This is a genomic window from Pseudarthrobacter sp. C4D7 (assembly GCF_013359725.1).
Classification (GTDB): domain Bacteria; phylum Actinomycetota; class Actinomycetes; order Actinomycetales; family Micrococcaceae; genus Arthrobacter.
In genome coordinates this window covers 1-18,428 of the sequence record NZ_JABFMW010000038.1, presented here as the reverse complement: position 1 = coordinate 18,428, position 18,428 = coordinate 1, and the positions used below count along the sequence as shown (strand labels likewise).

Annotated in this window: 19 protein-coding genes and 1 pseudogene; 16 read left to right on the top strand and 4 right to left on the bottom strand. The window is 66.2% G+C overall.

The window, feature by feature from the left end; translation table 11 throughout:
* Window positions 1-62: 62 nt before the first annotated feature.
* Window positions 63-899, bottom strand: a pseudogene (locus HNO81_RS18320) (DUF4194 domain-containing protein); the annotation flags it as partial.
* On the bottom strand, window positions 892-2,349 hold the full coding sequence (locus HNO81_RS18315; protein WP_175319531.1) for a DUF3375 domain-containing protein: 1,458 nt from the start codon (window positions 2,347-2,349) through the stop codon (window positions 892-894). The pseudogene HNO81_RS18320 and the gene HNO81_RS18315, both read right to left, overlap by 8 nt.
* Window positions 2,350-2,615: 266 nt before the next feature.
* Here HNO81_RS18315 and HNO81_RS18310 point away from each other — a divergent pair, with 266 nt between their 5' ends.
* The 3 genes from HNO81_RS18310 (at window position 2,616) to HNO81_RS18300 (ending at window position 5,899) form a co-directional block, all read left to right on the top strand.
* Complete coding sequence (locus HNO81_RS18310; protein ID WP_175319530.1) at window positions 2,616-2,918, top strand: hypothetical protein; 303 nt, start codon at window positions 2,616-2,618, stop codon at window positions 2,916-2,918.
* Between the two features lie 61 nt (window positions 2,919-2,979).
* Complete coding sequence (locus tag HNO81_RS18305) at window positions 2,980-4,980, top strand: acyl-CoA dehydrogenase family protein (protein WP_175319529.1); 2,001 nt, start codon at window positions 2,980-2,982, stop codon at window positions 4,978-4,980.
* Window positions 4,981-5,044: 64 nt separating this feature from the next.
* On the top strand, window positions 5,045-5,899 hold the full coding sequence (locus HNO81_RS18300) for a TIGR04086 family membrane protein (protein ID WP_175319528.1): 855 nt from the start codon (window positions 5,045-5,047) through the stop codon (window positions 5,897-5,899).
* On the opposite strand, the gene HNO81_RS18295 is transcribed toward HNO81_RS18300, so the two are convergent.
* The gene (locus HNO81_RS18295) at window positions 5,900-6,268 is read right to left on the bottom strand and encodes a YchJ family protein (RefSeq protein ID WP_175319546.1); all 369 of its coding nucleotides are present in this window, start codon (window positions 6,266-6,268) and stop codon (window positions 5,900-5,902) included.
* A gap of 191 nt (window positions 6,269-6,459) precedes the next feature.
* Here HNO81_RS18295 and HNO81_RS18290 point away from each other — a divergent pair, with 191 nt between their 5' ends.
* The 5 genes from HNO81_RS18290 (at window position 6,460) to HNO81_RS18270 (ending at window position 10,661) form a co-directional block, all read left to right on the top strand.
* A complete protein-coding gene (locus HNO81_RS18290) occupies window positions 6,460-7,104 on the top strand; it encodes a hypothetical protein (protein WP_175319527.1) in 645 nt (214 codons plus the stop codon).
* A 39-nt stretch (window positions 7,105-7,143) separates the two neighbouring features.
* Window positions 7,144-8,148, top strand: coding sequence for an aldo/keto reductase family protein (locus tag HNO81_RS18285; RefSeq protein WP_175319526.1), 1,005 nt, complete (start codon window positions 7,144-7,146; stop codon window positions 8,146-8,148).
* Window position 8,149: 1 nt separating this feature from the next.
* Window positions 8,150-9,010 (top strand): SDR family oxidoreductase, encoded by an 861-nt coding sequence (locus HNO81_RS18280; protein WP_175319525.1) that lies wholly within the window; start codon window positions 8,150-8,152, stop codon window positions 9,008-9,010.
* Window positions 9,011-9,110: 100 nt separating this feature from the next.
* The gene (locus HNO81_RS18275; RefSeq protein WP_175319524.1) at window positions 9,111-10,223 is read left to right on the top strand and encodes a sulfite oxidase; all 1,113 of its coding nucleotides are present in this window, start codon (window positions 9,111-9,113) and stop codon (window positions 10,221-10,223) included.
* Window positions 10,224-10,277: 54 nt separating this feature from the next.
* On the top strand, window positions 10,278-10,661 hold the full coding sequence (locus tag HNO81_RS18270; RefSeq protein ID WP_175319523.1) for an RNA-binding S4 domain-containing protein: 384 nt from the start codon (window positions 10,278-10,280) through the stop codon (window positions 10,659-10,661).
* A 17-nt stretch (window positions 10,662-10,678) separates the two neighbouring features.
* Here HNO81_RS18270 and HNO81_RS18265 read toward each other — a convergent pair whose 3' ends face one another.
* Window positions 10,679-11,191 (bottom strand): hypothetical protein, encoded by a 513-nt coding sequence (locus HNO81_RS18265; RefSeq protein WP_175319522.1) that lies wholly within the window; start codon window positions 11,189-11,191, stop codon window positions 10,679-10,681.
* A 62-nt stretch (window positions 11,192-11,253) separates the two neighbouring features.
* Between HNO81_RS18265 and HNO81_RS18260 the strand changes: the two genes are divergently transcribed.
* From HNO81_RS18260 to HNO81_RS18230, 8 genes are all read left to right on the top strand, one after another.
* A complete protein-coding gene (locus HNO81_RS18260) occupies window positions 11,254-12,135 on the top strand; it encodes a cytochrome c oxidase assembly protein (protein ID WP_175319521.1) in 882 nt (293 codons plus the stop codon).
* A gap of 129 nt (window positions 12,136-12,264) precedes the next feature.
* On the top strand, window positions 12,265-12,882 hold the full coding sequence (locus HNO81_RS18255; protein ID WP_175319520.1) for a uracil-DNA glycosylase: 618 nt from the start codon (window positions 12,265-12,267) through the stop codon (window positions 12,880-12,882).
* Between the two features lie 157 nt (window positions 12,883-13,039).
* Window positions 13,040-14,164, top strand: coding sequence for a thermonuclease family protein (locus HNO81_RS18250; protein ID WP_175319519.1), 1,125 nt, complete (start codon window positions 13,040-13,042; stop codon window positions 14,162-14,164).
* Window positions 14,165-14,287: 123 nt separating this feature from the next.
* Window positions 14,288-14,410, top strand: coding sequence for a hypothetical protein (locus HNO81_RS20310; protein WP_256399273.1), 123 nt, complete (start codon window positions 14,288-14,290; stop codon window positions 14,408-14,410).
* A gap of 9 nt (window positions 14,411-14,419) precedes the next feature.
* Window positions 14,420-15,067, top strand: a complete 648-nt coding sequence (locus HNO81_RS18245; RefSeq protein ID WP_175319518.1) for a DedA family protein — start codon at window positions 14,420-14,422, stop codon at window positions 15,065-15,067.
* 41 nt (window positions 15,068-15,108) lie between these two features.
* Window positions 15,109-15,816, top strand: coding sequence for a FadR/GntR family transcriptional regulator (locus tag HNO81_RS18240; protein WP_175319517.1), 708 nt, complete (start codon window positions 15,109-15,111; stop codon window positions 15,814-15,816).
* Window positions 15,817-15,846: 30 nt separating this feature from the next.
* Entirely contained in the window at window positions 15,847-16,893 is a 1,047-nt protein-coding gene (locus HNO81_RS18235) for an asparaginase (RefSeq protein ID WP_175319516.1), read from the top strand.
* A 7-nt stretch (window positions 16,894-16,900) separates the two neighbouring features.
* Window positions 16,901-18,322: an aspartate ammonia-lyase gene (locus HNO81_RS18230; protein WP_175319515.1), complete on the top strand. Its 1,422-nt coding sequence runs from the start codon at window positions 16,901-16,903 to the stop codon at window positions 18,320-18,322.
* Window positions 18,323-18,428: the final 106 nt, after the last annotated feature.

Below are 18,428 nucleotides of genomic sequence, written 5' to 3'. Positions count from 1 at the left end.
TCGGGCCTGTCGGAGCCGGGCGCATCGTCCGCAGGACGAATGCCGCCCGGCGAAGGGGCGGGGGCGGCATCGGCGTCGTCGTCCCCCGTGCCCTCCTCGTCAGAACCAGAGTCGTCGAGGTCTATAAGCGCTTCTGTGCCGGTGGCGTCGGCCGAAGCCGCTACCAGGGCCTCGATGTGGGCCGGGATGTCGCCGATGTTTTCGAACGGCAGGGCCAGGGGAAGGGCGTTGGAGATGGTGTAAACGTCGTCCAGTCCGGTGGGGAGCAGGAGTTGGCGGGCCAGGAGCTTGGTGATGGCGCGGGTGACCACGTCCGAGTCGCGCAGGGCGTCCTGCTGCCCGGCGGGCTGGTAGTGCGCCACCAGGTCCGTGATTTCCTCGCGGGTGATGGTGGGGTCCGTCTGGGCCGTAACGTGCCGGTCCAGCAGCAGGCGCAGCCGGAGCAGCACGATGGTTTCCACCCGGCTGAGGGCACGCTGCTGGCGCAGGATGCTGGACCTGGTGTTACCGCCGATCACTTCCGGATCCACGGGGCGCAGAACAGCGATCTTCCGCTCATGGTCCAGCTGCAGCGTCAGGAACAGTTCCGAGAGCCGGCTGCGGAGGATCACCTGGTGATCCAGCAGGACGGTCCAGAGCTTCTCATCCCTGCCGCCGTCAATGTACGGGCCCTTGAGGAGCTTCACCAAGGCCTGCCGAACCTTCATGGACAGGACTCCGGTGTCTCCGGGGAACAGGGCGGCGCCGTCGACGAAGGTGTCGCGGGGTGAAACAGGTCCGGGGTACCCAGCGCCCGATGCCGCCCGGGTGTCCGCCTGTTCAACCACCGCCTCCTCGTATAGCTCTCCAGCCGGCGTTTCCGCGGACTCAACTACCGGCGTCGTGCTTTCCTCAGTCATCTGAATCCTTTGCGAGCGTGACCACCGGCAGGTAGGCCTTGCGGGTGGAGCCGTCTATCTGTTCGAAGTCCAGGCCGTCCCAGGCACCGCGGTTGAAATCCGCTCCGGCGTGGAGGGCCTCGGACAGCAGGGCGCGGATGGTGTTGATGTGCTGCTCTTCGGGCGGCAGCTGGTGCCAGGCGTCGGCAAGGGTTGCGGCCCCTGCCATGGCGGCCCGGACCACCGCCGGCTTGGCCTTGCCGGTCCTGGGCGAGCGCACCCGGTCCGAGTCGGTGAAGGCGATGGGATCGGCCAGGCGGGGCGGCGCCGCGAATTCGTCCGGATCGAAGAGCTTCACCATGGAGAGGGACTCGAATCCGGCGTTGTAGAGGACGGGCCCCGGCACCAGGCCGGGCCGTTCCCGCTCGTACGGGAGGGAACGGATGGCCTGCTCCGCTTCACGCAGGACCTGCCGCAGCCGGACCGACTGGCGGAAGTCGTCGCTCTGGACGTACGTGTTGAGGCTTTCGCTCAGCTTGCCGTAGATGCGCTGGATCTGGCTGTGCTGGTGGCGGAGTTCTGCCACCAGGTTCTTCAACGTTTCCCGGTCATCGGGGGAAAGATCGTCGGCGAACTGGCGGCTCAGCACCTCGCCGATGGCTGACCGGAAGCGAAGCTGCTGCTGCGGGTCCTCAAGGAAGGCCGTGAAGGACCGGAAGGTCCTGCCCTCGGGGCTTTGGCGCAGCCGCTTGTCGGCTTCCAGGACCTGGGCCATGGTGGCGCCCTTGGTCAGCGACTCCTCGATGATCTGGTTGCGGAGCCCGCCCACCAGTTCCTCGATCCGGTCACGCATCTTCTTGTAGTCGGCCGGCAGGCTGGCGGCCAGGTCCAGGATGTTTCCCGCAGCCTCCACCGCTTCGTCGTCGTCCAGAAGCTCGTCGAACTCGCCGGTGCTGATGTCCTGGATGAGCTGCTGGCGCTCTTCGATCTCCTCTTCCAGGGCTTCCAGGCGGGCGCTCTGGTCCGGGTTGGTTTCGTTGGCGAGCTTTTCCACGTCGCCCAGCAGGGTTCCAAGCCGGGACCCGTTCAGGGTGGACCGCTCGCTGGACAGGCTGTCCAGGAAGGCGAGCACACGTGCCGCCGGTTCTGTTGCCTCGTAAACGATCTGGCCTGACTGGTTCCGGCGGGTCAGGAACTGCCGCCGCGTCCACTCATCACCGAAGGCCTTGCCGTTGGCCCCTCCTCCCAGCCCAGGGTCCTGGCGCCGGAGCTCCTCAAGGAAGGTGTCGACGTCGGCATGGAATTCCTCGAGCGGAACCTGCGGCCGGGTGCGGGTAAAGGACGCCTGGAGCACCGCAATCACCCAGGGCGCCGAACGAGTCAGGGCCCAGGCAGGCCCCTTGGTGAGGAGTTCGAGGTCCCGGAGCCGGGCGCTGATGGCGTCAGCGGATGACCTGGCGGAGCGGGGCACACACTCTCCTTGGGCTGGGGCTGTTGGACTGATCCGGGGGCTGGGCAGGGCGGTCCGAGGGCCCGGACCGGAAAACTGCCAACTACAAGGTTAACGCAGGTCGCCGCGACCGCTTCGTGACCTACCTCCGGGTAGTGTTTCGATCCCGTATCAACAGGCCTGCGCGCCCGTGCCGGGTCTGGCTGCGCGCGCATCTGTCCCCCTACGCTGCTGCTGTTGGTCTCACACAGCAGTCTTTCGCAAGCAATGTCGCAGCAGGGGGATACATGCAGTTCGATCTAAGCTCAGTGGAAACAGCCACGTTGGTCTTCATCGGGACCCTGGTTTTCGGGGCAATCCTGGCCGCGTTCGTCCTCGCAGCCGGGCTGATAGCCCTGGCACTGCTGGGCGCGGGCAAGCTCACCTGGATGGTGGTGGCCAACACGCTGATGGCGGTGGTCCACGGCATCAATTCAGGGTGGGACAGGCTGGTCCACCGCGCCTCCGCCGTGGATCTTTCCGGCGATTTCCAGGGGCAAACGGCCCCTGTTACCGGCACCTACCCGCGGGTAATCTTGAGGGACAGCTGAAGGGTTCTCCAACCCGGCGGATCCATGGCTTCACCGGCCTATCCGGCCAAGGAGATAACCCATGACCTCCGCAACTGACAGCCAGGCCAAAGACGCCCCCGCTGAAGAAAACCCCGTCCCGGCCGGCAAGATCGGCGCCGGCGCCACCGCCGAGGATGCCAGGGCCGTCGCCGAGGCAGCCCGGGAAGCCGGCTGGGACCGCCCCAGTTTCGCCAAGGGGCTTTACCTGGGCAGTTTCGACCTGGACCTGGTCCACCCCTGGCCCGCTGCGGACCCGGCCTCCGTCACCCGGGGCGAGGACTTCATGGCCCGCCTTACCGACTTCGCCAGGACCATGTCAGGGCGCGTCATCGAGCGGGACGCGAAAATTCCGGACCACTACATCAAGGGCCTGGCGGACCTGGGCGTCTTCGGGATGAAGATCCCGGAGGAGTACGGCGGCCTGGGCCTTTCGCTGGTGTACTACGGCCGGGCCCTTGCCCTGCTGGGCAGCGTCCATCCAAGCCTGGGCGCACTCATTTCCGCCCACCAGTCCATCGGAGTGCCGGAGCCCGTGAAGGTCTTTGGCACACCGGAGCAGAAACGTGAATACCTGCCCCGCTGCGCCGCCGGCGCTGTCACCGCGTTCCTGCTCACCGAACCGGACGTGGGCAGCGACCCGGCCCGCCTGGGCAGCACTGCAACGCCAACGGACGACGGCGGCGCGTACCTTTTGGACGGCGTGAAACTGTGGACCACCAATGGGGTGATCGCCGAACTGGTGGTGGTCATGGCGGTAGTCCCGGCGCACACGGATGCCGGCGGCGCGCGGCACAAGGGCGGCATCAGCGCCTTCGTGGTGGAGATGGACTCACCGGGGATCACGGTGGAAAACCGCAACGCGTTCATGGGCCTGCGGGGCATCGAGAACGGGGTGACCCGCTTCCACCAGGTGCGGGTGCCGGCCGCCAACCGGCTGGGCCGCGAAGGGCAGGGCCTGAAGATCGCGCTGACCACGCTCAATACCGGCCGCCTGGCGCTGCCGGCGCTGTGCGTGGCATCCGGGCGCTGGAGCCTGAAGATCGCCCGCGAATGGTCCAACGCGCGCACCCAATGGGGCAGGCCCGTAGGCGAGCACGAGGCAGTGGGCAAGAAGATCGCCTTCATCGCTGCCTCCGCTTTTGCCCTGGACGCCGTGTTTGAACTGTCCGCCGAGCTTGCCGATGCCGGGCAGAAGGATGTCCGCATCGAAGCTGCGCTTGCCAAGCTGTGGGCAACGGAAATCAGCTGCCGGATCGCTGACGAACTGGTCCAGATCCGTGGCGGCCGGGGATTTGAGACGGCCGAGTCGCTGGCGGCACGCGGGGAACGGGCAGTGCCGGCGGAACAGCAGCTGCGGGACCTCCGCATCAACAGGATCTTCGAGGGATCATCCGAAATCATGCGGCTGCTGATTGCCCGGGAAGCGGTGGACGCGCACCTTGCCGCCGCGGGCGATCTCGCATCCCTGGATGCGAGCCTGGCTGACAAAGCGAAGGCCGCCGTCGGCGCTTCCGGCTTTTACGCCAAATGGCTGCCCAAGCTGGTGGCGGGAGCCGGCATGGACCCCCGCTCGTACGGTGACTTTGGCAGGCTCGCCCGGCACCTGCGGTTCGTGGAACGCTCGTCGCGGCGGCTGGCACGGCAGACGTTCTACGGTATGGGCCGGTGGCAGGCCAAGCTTGAACGCAAGCAGGCTTTCCTGGGCAGGGTGGTGGACATCGGGGCCGAACTCTTCGCCATGACCGCCTGCTGCTCCCGCGCAGAGATGCTCCTCAAAACTTCGCCGGAGAAGGGCGCCAGCGCCTACGAACTTGCCGACGCTTATTGTGAGCAGGCGCGGGTGCGGGTGGACGAATACTTCGACCAGCTGTGGCGGAACACGGACGACGCCGACCAGGCCCTGACGCGCAAAGTCCTCGCCGGCGACTACACCTGGCTGGAAGCGGGAGTCCTGGACCAGTCCGACGGCACAGGGCCGTGGATCGCTGACGCCTCCCCTGGACCATCAGCCAAGGAAGACCTGCACCGGAAATACCGGTAAAACTGCAGGTCACAAACTAATAAGCACGCTTGCTATCACCCGGGGCGGGTGGTTGAGTTGACGCATGAGCAGCTCAACGGACCCAGAGAACCTGCCTCCCCGCCGCGCCCGGGAGGACGACGCCACCCGCAACGGCAGCTATCGCGACGGGGCTACGGACGAGGCGGCCACCCGCTCGGTGGACCAGGCACCGCCGCGCGCCAGGGAAAGGGCGAGGGAGAGGGACCGGGAGCGCGACTACAGTGCGCCGAAGGCGGAACGGGACTACCAGCCTGCACCCACCACCGCCACCCCAGTGGTGGCTCCCGCAGCTGATCCGGCGCTGGCGGACCGGGAAACTGCCGTGGCGCGCCAGAAGGAGCGGTTCGGGGGCATCAAAGTCGGCTCTGCGTTCTTCGGGTGGCTGGCCGCTACCGGCATGGCCGTCCTGCTGACCGCCCTGGTGGCGGCCGCCGGAACCGCCGTAGGCCTTGCCAATAACACCGACGTCAACGAGGCCGTCAACCAGGCCGCACATAACAGCGGCACCGTGGGACTCGTGGGAATTATCGTCCTGCTGGTGATCCTGTTCCTCTCCTACTATTGCGGCGGGTACGTCGCAGGCCGCATGGCCCGCTTCAACGGTGCCAAGCAGGGCTTCATGGTCTGGGTGTGGGCCCTGATCGCAGCCGTCGTGGTGGCCATCCTGGGGCTTGTGGCGGGGCAGCAGTTCAACGTCCTGGCCAACCTGAACAGTTTTCCGCGCATTCCCATTAATGAGGGGCAGCTGACCACCACCAGCATCATCGCGGCAGTGGTGGTGGCAGTGGTGGCACTTGTCGGCGCTGTTCTGGGCGGCCTGGCGGGCATGCGCTTCCACCGGAAGGTTGACCGCGCCGGCTTCACCACGGACAGGGAGTACTACGGCGACGACGAGTAGTCACGCCAGCATGTCACCGTCCACATAGAGCCACCGGCCGCCCTCCCGGACAAACCGGCTGTTCTCATGGAGGACCCCGCGCTCACCGCCCTGCCGGTAGTACGCCTTGAATTCCACCGTGCCCTCATTGTCGAACGGGCCGCCGTTGGTGGTGCCTACGATGTCCAGCCGCCGCCATTCCAGGGCGGGGTCCAGGTCCAGGGCGGCTGGCGCGGTGGACGGATGGTGCGTGCGCAGCAGGTAGGCCTCATCCAGCCGGGCAAAAGCGCTGTACCTGGACCGCATTAACTGCTCCGCCATGGCGGCCTCCGCCCCGCCTGAGTGGAACCGGCCACAGCATGCCTCATAAGGTTCTCCGGACAAACATATGCAGTTTGCGGAATCTTTAAATGCGCTCACCGGGCGATGCTGTCACATCCGGTAACAGCTTCGCTACAACATGGCCCCGCGCCGCGGACACAGGGGCACGTGCGGACAAAAATCCGTATGGTGGAGAAGGAGCTTATGCCCGGCTTTTCGAGCCGGTGCGGGCCCAGGACGCCGGCAGGAGAGGAGACGACGTGGAGAACCCGGACACCCTCGTCCTCAACCTGACCTTCCTGGGCACCATGGGCGTGGCAGGGCTGATGTTCCTGGTCCTTTTCCTGCTCGGAATCCTCACCCTGGTCCTTGCCGGCCTGGGCCGCCTCACGGCCGTCGTGCTGATGACCCTGCTCGGACGGCGCCCCGGCAAACGGGGTTATGCCGGCTCCCGCGGCGCACCCGACCGGCAGGCCGCCAAACCCCGCAAGCCGCTCCGGGACCGCGCCACGGCATTGAAGCCGGCCCGGGTGAAGGAGTCGCTGCGCACCGCCGTCGAACGCCGCCCCAAGCTCGCCCCGGAACCGCAGGTCCTCGCCGGGGACTGGGCGTCCGCCGTCGCCGAAGCCGACAAACGGGCCGAGGCCAGGGCACGGGCAGCCGCACCCCAAATCAAGCTGTCCGTCCGCGACCTGCCGGACCCGGCCATCCCTGCGGACAAGGTTTCCGAAGTGGCGCCGCTGGTGGAATCCGCCCTGCATAACCACCGGCCGCCCCATGAGCTGCCGCGGTCCTTCAAGAAGCCCCAGCCGCTGCACCCGGTGCCGCCGCTGGACACCGGATCCCTGGTGTCCCTGGCCGGGCCGCAGAAGGTCCGCAAGGAGCAGGCCAAGGAGAATGGCTGAGCCCTTACCTTGGGCAACTATCTGCGTTAGCGTGAACACATGGAATTCAGATACCTCGGTAACAGCGGCTTCAAAGTCTCGGAAATCACGTTCGGCAACTGGCTGACCCACGGTTCGCAGGTGGAGAACGACGTCGCAACCCAGTGCGTGCGCGCTGCCCTGGATGCGGGCATCAGCACCTTTGACACGGCGGATGTCTACGCCAACACGGCCGCGGAGACTGTCCTGGGCCAGGCCCTGAAAGACGAGCGGCGCGAATCCCTCGAAATTTTCACCAAGGTATTCGGCCCCACCGGCCCCAAGGGCAAGAACGATCTTGGCCTGTCCCGCAAGCACATCATGGAATCCATCAACGGTTCGCTGCGCCGGCTGCAGACGGACTACGTGGACCTTTACCAGGCCCACCGCTACGACTTCGAAACGCCGCTGGAAGAAACCATGCAGGCGTTCGCGGACATCGTCCGGCAGGGCAAGGCGCTGTACATCGGCGTGAGCGAGTGGACCGCGGAGCAGCTCCGGGAGGGCCACAAGCTGTCCAAGGAACTGGGCTTCCAGCTGATCTCCAACCAGCCGCAGTACTCCATGCTCTGGCGCGTGATCGAGGCCGAGGTTGTCCCGGCGTCGGAGGAGCTGGGTGTCTCCCAGATTGTCTGGTCTCCCATGGCCCAGGGTGTCCTCAGCGGCAAATACCTGCCCGGCCAGCCGGCCCCGGAAGGAAGCCGTGCCACGGACGAAAAGGGCGGCGCCAAGATGATCCAGCGCTGGATGCGCGACGACGTCCTGGCCGCCGTGCAGGAACTGAAACCGATCGCCCAGGAAGCAGGGCTCAGCATGCCGCAGCTCGCTGTTGCCTGGGTCCTGCAGAACCCCAACGTGGCATCGGCCATCGTAGGCGCTTCCCGGCCGGAGCAGATCGCCGACAGCGTGGCCGCAGCGGGTGTGAAGCTGGAGGCGGAGGTCCTCAAGAGGATCGACGACGCCGTCGGTGGCCTCGCCGAGCGCGACCCCGCGCAGACCAAGTCGCCGGCCACCCGGGAAGCCTAACGTGGCGTCCCCGTCGGAACTGCCGGACCTCGCTGTCACCGGGTCCACCGGAGTCCTGGGCGGAATGGTGGCGCGGCAGCTTGCCGCATCAGGTTCCGCCCAGCGCCTGCTGGTGCGCGACGCCGCACGGGCCCCGCAGCTGGATGACGCGCATCCGGCGGCATGTTCCTACGGGGACGCGGCCGCCTCCCGCCAGGCACTGGACGGGGTGAAGGTCCTGTTCATGGTTTCCGCCGCGGAAGCTGAAGACCGCTTGCAGCAGCATTACACGTTCGTGGATGCCGCGGCCGCTGCAGGGGTTCAGCACGTGGTGTACACGTCCTTTTACGGGGCAGCACCGGATGCCACCTTCACACTGGCCAGGGACCACTACGCCACTGAGGAGCGGATCAAGGCGTCCGGGATGGAGTACACGTTCCTCCGCGACAACTTCTACCTGGATTTCCTGCCGCTGATGACCGGGGAGGACGGCGTGATCCGGGGCCCTGCAGGCGACGGCGTGTTCTCAGGCGTGGCCCGGGAGGACATTGCCCGCTGCGCGCACGCCGTGCTGCGCGATCCTGCCATCCACGTGGGCAAGACCTATGACCTGACCGGCCCCGAGGAACTGACCATGGCGCAGGCTGCCGAGGTGCTGAGCACCGGAACGGGGCGGACGGTGCGCTACCACCCGGAGACCGTGGAGGAAGCGTATGCGTCCCGGGCATCCTACGGTGCTCCGCAGTGGCAGCTGGACGCGTGGGTCAGCACCTACACGGCGATGGCGGCCGGCGAGATGGCCGGGCTTTCCGCGGATGTCCACGGGCTGACCGGGCAGGATCCCATCAGCCTGGCCGAATTCCTGGCCCGGCCGGTGCTCTAAACCAGTGCTTTAAACCTGGCTGGTTCCGTTGACGGGCCGGGCGGCCCGGCGTAGACCTGAGGACAGGGGCACCTAGTCCGCCGATCAGAATCGCACCGCCATGAACCACCGCAACCCGCAGTCCACCCGTCCGCAGCCGGCACCGGTTCCAGACGTAGGCCAGCCTGCATCCGGTCCGCTCACCCGGGAGGAACTGCAGCTTGCCGCCCGCAACCACTCCATGCCGCTGGAGGCGCTCCGCCGCGAAGTAACCCCGCCCGGCCTTCATTACGTCCTCACGCATTTCGACATTCCGGACCAGGATGTCTCCTCCTGGCGGCTGCGGATCGGCGGCGCCGTGGGGCGGGCCATGGAGCTGGGCATGGCCGCACTGCGGCGTGACCCGGCCATCACCGTCCCCGTCACCCTTGAGTGCGCCGGCAACGGCAGGTCGCTCCTGGAGCCTCGGCCCCTCAGCCAGCCCTGGGTCATGGAAGCGGTGGGCACCGCGCACTGGACCGGCGTGCCGCTGGCCTACCTCCTGGGCAGGGCCGGGGTGCTGCCGGGAGCGGTGGAAGTGGTCTTTACCGGGGCCGATGCAGGGATCCAGGGCGGCGTCCCCCAGCGCTACGCACGCAGCCTGCCGATCCGCGAGGCCCTGCGTCCCGACGTCGTCCTTGCCTACAAAATGAACGGCGCCGACCTTCCGCCGCAGCATGGGTACCCGCTGCGGCTGGTGGTCCCTGGCTGGTACGGGATGGCCAGCGTCAAGTGGCTGGAGTCCATCCACGTGGCCACGGCACCCTTCACCGGCTACCAGCAACAGGTTGCCTACCGTTACCAAAGCTCCGCGGACGACGACGGGACCCCGGTGTCGCGGATCCGGGTGCGTTCGTTGATGGTTCCGCCGGGCATCCCGGACTTCTTCACCCGCCGGCGTTTCCTCCGCGCCGGCCCGGTGATGCTTGAGGGCAGGGCATGGTCCGGGGAAGGCGCCGTGACCGCCGTCGAAGTGGGAATTGACGGCACCTGGCTGCCCGCCCACCTGGATAAGCCGGCAGGCGGTTTCGCGTGGCGGAGGTGGAGCCTGCCCTGGGTGGCGGACCGGGGTGAACATGTCCTGGCGTGCCGCGCCACGGACATCACCGGCGCCACGCAGCCCCTGGAGCAGAACTGGAACTTCCAGGGGATGGGCAACAACGTGGTGCAGCGGGTCAACGTGACAGTGGAGTGACGCTGGACCTGCGTGCTGGGGCGGCACCGCCTGGGGCTATACTCGGTGCCAATCATGACCAGCCTCCCAACCGCTCCCGCCAGTGTCCGAATCGATGCGTGGCTGTGGGCCATCCGCGCCTACAAGACGCGGTCCGCCGCCACCGCAGCCTGCCGTGCCGGGCATGTCCGGCTGAACGGCAGCCCGTCCAAGGCGTCGGCAACGCTGGTGACAGGCGATACCGTCACCGTCCGGATGCCCGGATACGAACGCATTCTTGAGGTGCGGCAGCTCATCGCCAAACGCGTGGGCGCCGAGGCTGCCTCGCACTGCTTCACCGACCACACTCCCCCACGGCCCGTCCTTCCGGCGCTGGGCCTGCCTCAGCGCGACCGTGGCGCCGGGCGGCCCACCAAGAAGGACCGCCGCGAAATGGACCGCCTGCGTGGGCCTGCCTGACAGACGTGCTGCCGCCCTCAGGCGCCGCCCTTGGAACGGGCCTGCACAAGGTTGGCGAACGGCAACCGGCCGAATTCAGTCACGAACGCAGCATGGTACGCCGCCTCCGCGCCGTTGAGCTGTTCTGCCGGAAGTTCCTTCCACGCAACGGCCAATGAGCCAGCGTCAGCCAGCTGCCAGATAAGCCGGCCGTCCCAGTGGCCTGGCGGCTTTCCTTGCCCAAAGTCAACGAACTCCTGGATTTGGCGCCGGAGCCCCCGGTTCCCCTTGCTGCCGGGCCCGGCCTTGCCCACATAGAGAACAGGGGCTGCATCCACCCACTCGGCGGCCAACGCGGCGGAGGTAAGGGAAGGGTCTTTCTTTTTGAAGATGCCCGCGGTGCTTTTCGGCAGGAAGCGCACCCGGAAATCGTCAGGAGCGACGACCGCAAAGAGGCCTGTCCCCTGCGGAATTCGCATGATTTCGAGGCTTTGGAGGGGCCGGAAGCCGGCAAAGCCCTCTGCCTTCAGGCCTTTCCTGGTGAAGTGCATAATTCATTGAACAGCATGGCCGGGGTCAGGCCATTCCCAGGAATGCCGCCTAGCGTTGGCGCGTGCCACCCCTTGAAATCCTCATTTCCCCCTGGCGAATCGATTGGGCCGCTGCAGCTTTCGTCGCGGTGGCCGGCGTCCTGTATGGGTGGGGGATGCGTTCCGCCGCACTCCGCGGCCGCCAACGGCGAGTCTGGCGGGCTGCGGCGTTCTACGTCCTGGGGTTGGGCTCCTTTATCGTTCTCACCTGTGGCTTCACCGGGGTCTATAGCGCTGGGCAACGGTGGGCATTCACCGTCAAGATCTCCCTGCTGCTGTTTGTCGTCCCCCTGCTGATCGGGCTCGGCAAACCCCTCACGCTCGCACGGGAGGCATTGCCACCCAAGGGCAGGTCGGCCCTGGACCAAGTCCTGTCCAGCAGTCCGGTTCGATTCGTGAGCAACTCATTCGGTGCGCCGCTGCTGGGCCTGGCCCTCTTCTCCACCTTCCTTACACCGGCCTTCTTCACACTCCGGACCGACCCTGTGGCCGGCGCACTCCTCACCGTTGGCGTGCCGCTTCTCGGGATGCTGATGGCACTGCCAATCATCGAAGAGTCCGATTTCCAGCGGTCCAGCGCCTACCTGACCCTTGAATTCATGTTCGTGTTCATTGAGTTGCTGATCGACGCGGTCCCGGGCATCCTGCTGAGCCTTAACGGCCAGGTGCTGGACCACGTGGTGTCCGTTCCGAATCCCCAATGGTGGTTCCGGGATGCCCTCCAGGACCAGCAATTCGCGGGGAACCTGCTGTGGTTCATCTGCGAGGTCCTGGACCTGCCGTTGATCATCCTCATGTTCATCCGCTTCTCGCGCAGCGACAAAAGGGAAGCAGGCGCGTTCGATGAACTGACCGATGAGCAGCTCGATGAACTTCAAAGCCAGCATCTGCGCGGGCGGCACTAGGACAACTGGGCAGCTGGCGGCGGCACACATGAGGCCTCCGCAAAATTCAGTGTGCCCACCCCTACGCGGGGAAGCGTAGAGTGACATAGGACGCCTGATTCTGGACGCCTCGCTGCCAAGGGAGAAATCGTGACGATTGATTGGGACGAAAAAAAGGCCCTGCTACAGGAACCGAACATCGCGAAGGTCACCCAACTTTGCGATGAGCTGATGGAAAAGAAGCCCGGTTCCACTGTCCCCTATATCGACCCCGTTCATGACGAAGACGAGTGCAGAATCATCAGCCTCCAGGCCAGTCCCGGCAAGGGAACCGAATCCGGGTTCGTCTCCCATAACAACGATGACGAGGCCGCCCGCCGCGCCACCCAGATCTATGAGCTGGCCGAACTGGATCCCCGCTATGTCATGCCGTGGAATGCGTATCCCTGGGTCCGCGAGAGCGGAAGCCCATCAGCGTTGAGTGTTCAGGAGAAGACCGACGGTCTTCGTCCGTTCCGCCAGTTCCTCAAGATCAATTCCCGCGTTTCGGCCATCATTGCGCACGGCACGGATGCATCCACCTTCCTGACCCTCTTTGAGAAGACCTACCACTCATCCCTGAAGAACAGCGGCATCAAGATCTACAAGGCCTCCGCCCTCGGCGGCAGGGCCTTTGCTGTTTCCGAAACCAAGCAGGACGAGCTGCTTGCCAAAAGCGTTGAAACCTACCGGGACGCTATGCAGCGGGCGGGCATCCAGCACCTCTAGGCCTGGAACTGCCCACATCGGCAGAACTGCGCTCTCCTTGATCTTTCCTTGATGACTTCTTGCGCCTCCATCTCCAGCATTGTTTGAGTAAACACTCAGGAATTTCCGAGGTAGGCAGTCGGCGGCCTCGTTTCCTGTTGCAACTGGGGGAACTGGCATGAAGAAAATACTCATCGCATCGCTAGCGGCAGCGGGTCTGGTCGCAGGATCGTTCGCTGCGGGTGCAGCTGCCAACGCCGGCAGCGGTACGGTTGTCCGCGTAATCGACGGTGACACCCTGGTGGTTTCGATCAACAACGGCGACCACACCATTCGCCTGTTGAACATCGACACTCCTGAAACCAAGGACCCAAACCAGCCGGTCGAATGCCTCGGCCCGGAGGCCTCTAAGTATCTCGAGGGCCTGCTGCCGAAGGGGACCCAAGTGAGGTTGGAGTTCGACGCCGAACGGCACGACAAGTACGGCAGGACTCTTGCCGGTGTTTTCACTGCCGACGGATCCCTGGTCAATGCCAAAATTGCGCAGCAGGGACTGGGAATTCCGGTGGAGTACAGCGGCAACAGAAAATTCCTCCCGCCGGTAACAGCCGCATACGAAGAGGCCAGAGCGGCTAACGCCGGGCTCTTCTCCGAGAGCACTGGCTGTACCCTTCCGGCTCAGTTGGCTGAGACAACGAAGGGGTTGGAAACTGCCACTGCGGCCTCACCGGCAACAACCTCAGCCGCGGCAGGTACGGCAGCCGGCGTACTCGCAGCCAAGGTGACCGCGGCGAAGGCACTGCGAAAGGTCCTCAACGGGGACAATGCAACGGAGCGAGCGCTTTTGTGGTCAGGTCTTTCAACAGCGGTGCTGGCCAGGCACATAGCGAATCTGGATAAGAAAATCACTGCTGCAGAAACTAAAACGGAAGATACGAAGGCCCTAAAGGTCACCCTGGCCGCTGCAGAACAGAAGGCCGAGGAGGACCGCATTGCGGCTGAAGCCCGTGCGGCTGCCGAGCGCAGGGCAGCAGAGGAACGGGCTGCGGCGGAGAAAAAGGCAGCAGACGAGGCGGCTGCCGCTTCGGCCGCAGCAAAGGCCGCAGCAAAGGCCGCAGCGGATGAAGCAGCGCGGAAAGCGGCAGCTGAGGCGGAACGCCTGCGCAATCTGCCCGCACCGGCACCAAACCCAGCACCCTACGTGGCGCCAGCTCCGCAACCGTATGTGCCGCCCGCGCCTTCCACCAAGTACACCGGGCCACGGTGCTACGCGCCGGGCGGCAAGACCTGGAGGCCGTGCTGACTACCGGGATGCGATGCAGCGGGCGGGCATCCAGCACCTCTAGGGGCCGGGCACAGGTTTCTTCCAGCCACACGGGGGCATACTCATAGTTACCCTGACCGGCGAAAGAACAAGGCCTGAACCTTGACGTCCCCCACCACCTGCCCCCAGCAAACGGCACTCCCCTTGAAGGCATCGGCCGTGCGCCTGCTGGCCCGTGCCCTGTTCCTGGCGAAGCCCGGCCACGCTCCGGCCTCCCAGGCCTGATCCGCTGCCATGACGGGCTTCATTGACGGGCTCCTGAACGTCAGCCCTGTGGTGGCGTACATCGCCGTCTTCTGCCTGGTGTTTGCCGAGGACGCCTTGTTCGTCGGCTTCGTCATCCCCGGCGAAACCGCCGCGGTCCTGGGCGGAGTGGTGGCCAGCCGAGGCGAAGTGCAGCTGGGCGCCATGATGGCCCTTGTGGTGGCTGCCGCCGTCATTGGCGACAGCGTGGGGTACGAGGTGGGCAAGCATCTGGGCAGCCGGCTCATGAAGACACGCCTGCTGTCCCGCCACTCCGGCAGGCTGGACAACGCCCAGGATTTCCTGCGCCGCAAAGGCGGAACCGCCCTGTTCCTGGGCCGCTTCACCGCATTTTTCCGCGCCGTCATGCCGGCCTTGGCAGGCACATCCCGGATGCCCTATGGCAGGTTCCTTGCCTACAACGCCGCGGGCGGCGTGACGTGGGGCATCGGCTTCGTCCTGCTGGGCTTCCTCGCCGGGAACTCCTACGAGGCCGTGGCGCAGGCAGCCGGCCGGGACCTCGCCGTCGTGATCGCCGCGGTGGCGGTGGCGGCGCTCATCACCTGGCACTTCCGTTCACGACGGCGGCGGCAGCGGCCCGCGACCAGCCGGCAGAAGCATGACGGCGGTAATTCATAAGAGCGCTTGACAGCAACTGTGACCCGTGCCATATTTGAGGCGTGAACCTGTCAGACAGCCGGACAGCAGGACAGCCTGCATTCCGTCCCCTTGCCCGGCTAAGCGCTGCCGAGGCGGTGTTCAACGCCATCCGCCAGGACATCGAATCGGGCGCCATTGCGGTGGGGAGCAAACTCAGCTCGGAGGCCACCCTTTCGCAGCAGTACGGAGTGAGCCGCTCGGTGATCCGGGAAGCCCTCCGCTCCTGCACCGCGCTGGGCCTCACGGTCACCCGGACCGGCAAAGGTACCTTCGTCATTGCCAGCAAGGTGGCCAATGACCTCACGCTCGGCCAGTACTCCGCCCGGGACCTGACCGAGGCCCGTCCGCACATCGAAATTCCCGCCGCAGGGCTCGCCGCGGAACGGCGCACAGAGGAAGAACTGGACACCCTCCGCGACATTATGGACGCCATGGCCGCTGAAACGGACCTGGAATCCTGGGTTGCCCTGGACTCCAGCTTCCACGCCGCCATCGCCCGGGCCAGCGGCAACAAAGTGTTCGCAACCGTTGTTGCCGACATCCGTGACGCACTGGCGCATCAATCCGAGACGCTGAACATGGTGGCAGACCGCCAGCACGCTTCCGACATCGAGCACCATCAAATTCTTGCCGCCATCGAGGCAGGCTCCGCCGAACAGGCCCGCGCCGCCATGGCCCACCACCTGGAAGCCGTGGGCGTCGCCCTGGACTCCATCCTCAACAGCTAGCACGATCCAACCAACCCTCCCGAGGACCCCATGCCATCCCCCGTGTTTTCCGCTGCCCACTCTGCTGCCCCGGCCGGGCTGTCCCTGCCGCGGCACGCCCCACTGGTCGCCGCCGTCCGCGACGGCATGGTGGAGAGTGTCCATTACGGCTCCGCCGTCGCCCTCGCGGCTGACGGCTCAGTGGCGGCATCGGCAGGGGACCCGGCGGCACCGTTTTACCCCCGCTCCGCGCTCAAGCCCCTCCAAGCCGTAGCCATGGTGCGGGCCGGACTGGAACTTCCTGCGGACCTCCTGGCACTGGCTGCCGCAAGCCATTCAGGAGCGGCAGCACACCGCAACGGCGCACTGCGCATCCTCGAACTCCACGGCCTCGCTCCCACCGACCTGGGAAACAGCACCGACCTGCCGTACGGCACCTCCGAGCGGGAAGACTGGCTCCGCACCGGCGGCAGCAGCACCCAGATCACCCAGAACTGTTCCGGGAAACACGCCGCCATGGTGGGCACCTGCGTCATCAACGGCTGGCCCGTGCAGGGATACTTGGATCCCTCCCATCCGCTGCAGCAACTGGTGGCCCGGACGGTCATCGACCTGACCGGCGAAGAGCCGGCCGTCGTGAGCACCGACGGGTGCGGCACCCCATTGTTCGCCCTCACCCTGGGCGGCATGGCCCGCGCTTTCGCCCGGATCGCCCAGGCGGCCGCGGACGACGACGGCAGTCCGGAAGCCGCCGTCGGGCTCGCCATGCAGCAGCACCCGGAGATGGTGGCCGGCGACGGCCGCGACGTCACCGCCCTCATGCACCTGCTGCCCGGCTCCGTAGCCAAAGACGGCTTCGAGGGCGTCCAGCTGGTGGGGCTGCCCGACGGAAGTGCTGTGGCCGTCAAAATTTCCGACGGCGGCGACCGCGCCCGGATGCCCGCCACCGTCCACCTGCTGGAGGCACTGGACGTGGATACGGAGCCGCTCGCCGGCATCGCCACGGCTCCGGTGCTGGGCGGCGGCCACGAAGTGGGCCGGCTGCTCGCCACCGATTTCCTGAACCACCTGTCCGTACCCGTCAACGAAGCCCTGTAAGGACGCCATGACTACCACCGAAACCGCCGCACCCGCCCAGGTCCGGTCCGAGCACGACCTGCTCGGCGACCGCGACGTGCCCGCGCACGCTTATTGGGGCGTGCACACGCTCCGTGCCGTGGAGAACTTCCCCATCACCGGCCAGAAGCTGTCCTCCAACATGCACTTGGTCCGCGGCCTTGCAGCCGTGAAACTCGCCGCAGCCCGCACCAACCGCGAGCTCGGCCTGCTGGACGCAGAACGGGCCGAGGCCATTGAGCAGGCCTGCCTGGACGTCATGGCCGGCCGCCTTGCCGACCAGTTCGTGGTGGACGTGGTGCAGGGCGGTGCCGGGACGTCGTCGAACATGAACGCCAACGAAGTCATCGCCAACCGGGCCCTGGAAATCCTGGGGCACCCCAAGGGCGACTACGCACGGCTGCACCCCAACGACCACGTCAACCTCAGCCAGTCCACCAACGACGTGTACCCTACGGCGGTGAAGCTGGGCACCATCTTCGCCGCCCGTGAACTGCTGGCAGCACTCGAAGAACTTGAGGATGCCTGCGCGGCCAAGGCCATGGAGTTCCGCACCGTGGTGAAGATGGGCCGCACCCAGCTGCAGGACGCCGTGCCCATGACCCTGGGCCAGGAATTCGGCAGCTACGCCGTGACCATCGGCGAAGACCGGCTGCGTCTGGCGGAGGCTGAGCTGCTGATCCACGAGATCAACCTCGGGGCCACCGCCATCGGCACCGGCCTGAACGCCCCGGCCGGCTACGCTTCAACAGCCTGCCGGCACCTGGCGGAGATTACCGGGCTGCCCCTGGTCACCGCCGTCGACCTCATCGAAGCCACCCAGGACGTGGGCGCCTTCGTACACCTGTCCGGTGTGCTCAAGCGCGTGGCAGTGAAACTGTCCAAGATCTGCAACGACCTCCGCCTGCTCTCCTCCGGCCCGCGTGCCGGTTTTGGCGAAATCAACCTGCCCGCGGTCCAGTCCGGGTCCTCCATCATGCCCGGCAAGATCAACCCGGTCATCCCGGAAGTGGTGTCCCAGGTGGCCTACGAGGTGATCGGCAACGACGTCACCATCACCATGGCCGCCGAAGCCGGACAGTTGCAGCTCAACGCCTTCGAACCGATCATTGTCCACAGCCTCCACAAGAGCATCTCCCACCTCGAGGCAGCCTGCCGCACCCTTACGGCCCGCTGCATCCGTGGAATCACCGCCAACACCGACCACCTGCGCCGCACTGTGGAGCAGTCCATCGGCCTGGTCACCGCATTGAACCCCCACCTCGGCTACGCCACCGCCACTGCCATCGCGCAGGAGGCCCTTGCCACCGGCAAGGGTGTAGCCGAGCTGGTCCTGGAACACGGGCTCCTCACCGACGCCCAGCTCCAGGAACTCCTGAGCCCCGAACGCCTGGCCAACCTCAGCAAGTAGTCCCCCAACTGCTCCCCGAAGGACACCCCCATGACTAACACTCCCCTTCCAGACCACGTTATTGATGGTGGTCATGCGCATGCGTCTGAGTCCTCCCTGCATGCGG

Excerpts from the sequence above, each read along its gene's own strand:
- HNO81_RS18245 (WP_175319518.1), top strand. The coding sequence starts at position 14,420 with ATGACGGGCTTCATTGACGGGCTCCTGAACGTCAGCCCTGTGGTGGCG.
- HNO81_RS18310 (WP_175319530.1), top strand. The coding sequence starts at position 2,616 with ATGCAGTTCGATCTAAGCTCAGTGGAAACAGCCACGTTGGTCTTCATC.
- HNO81_RS18300 (WP_175319528.1), top strand. The coding sequence starts at position 5,045 with ATGAGCAGCTCAACGGACCCAGAGAACCTGCCTCCCCGCCGCGCCCGG.
- HNO81_RS18265 (WP_175319522.1), bottom strand. The coding sequence starts at position 11,191 with ATGCACTTCACCAGGAAAGGCCTGAAGGCAGAGGGCTTTGCCGGCTTC.
- HNO81_RS18270 (WP_175319523.1), top strand. The coding sequence starts at position 10,278 with ATGACCAGCCTCCCAACCGCTCCCGCCAGTGTCCGAATCGATGCGTGG.
- HNO81_RS18230 (WP_175319515.1), top strand. The coding sequence starts at position 16,901 with ATGACTACCACCGAAACCGCCGCACCCGCCCAGGTCCGGTCCGAGCAC.
- HNO81_RS18235 (WP_175319516.1), top strand. The coding sequence starts at position 15,847 with ATGCCATCCCCCGTGTTTTCCGCTGCCCACTCTGCTGCCCCGGCCGGG.
- HNO81_RS18305 (WP_175319529.1), top strand. The coding sequence starts at position 2,980 with ATGACCTCCGCAACTGACAGCCAGGCCAAAGACGCCCCCGCTGAAGAA.
- HNO81_RS18250 (WP_175319519.1), top strand. The coding sequence starts at position 13,040 with ATGAAGAAAATACTCATCGCATCGCTAGCGGCAGCGGGTCTGGTCGCA.
- HNO81_RS18285 (WP_175319526.1), top strand. The coding sequence starts at position 7,144 with ATGGAATTCAGATACCTCGGTAACAGCGGCTTCAAAGTCTCGGAAATC.
- HNO81_RS18275 (WP_175319524.1), top strand. The coding sequence starts at position 9,111 with ATGAACCACCGCAACCCGCAGTCCACCCGTCCGCAGCCGGCACCGGTT.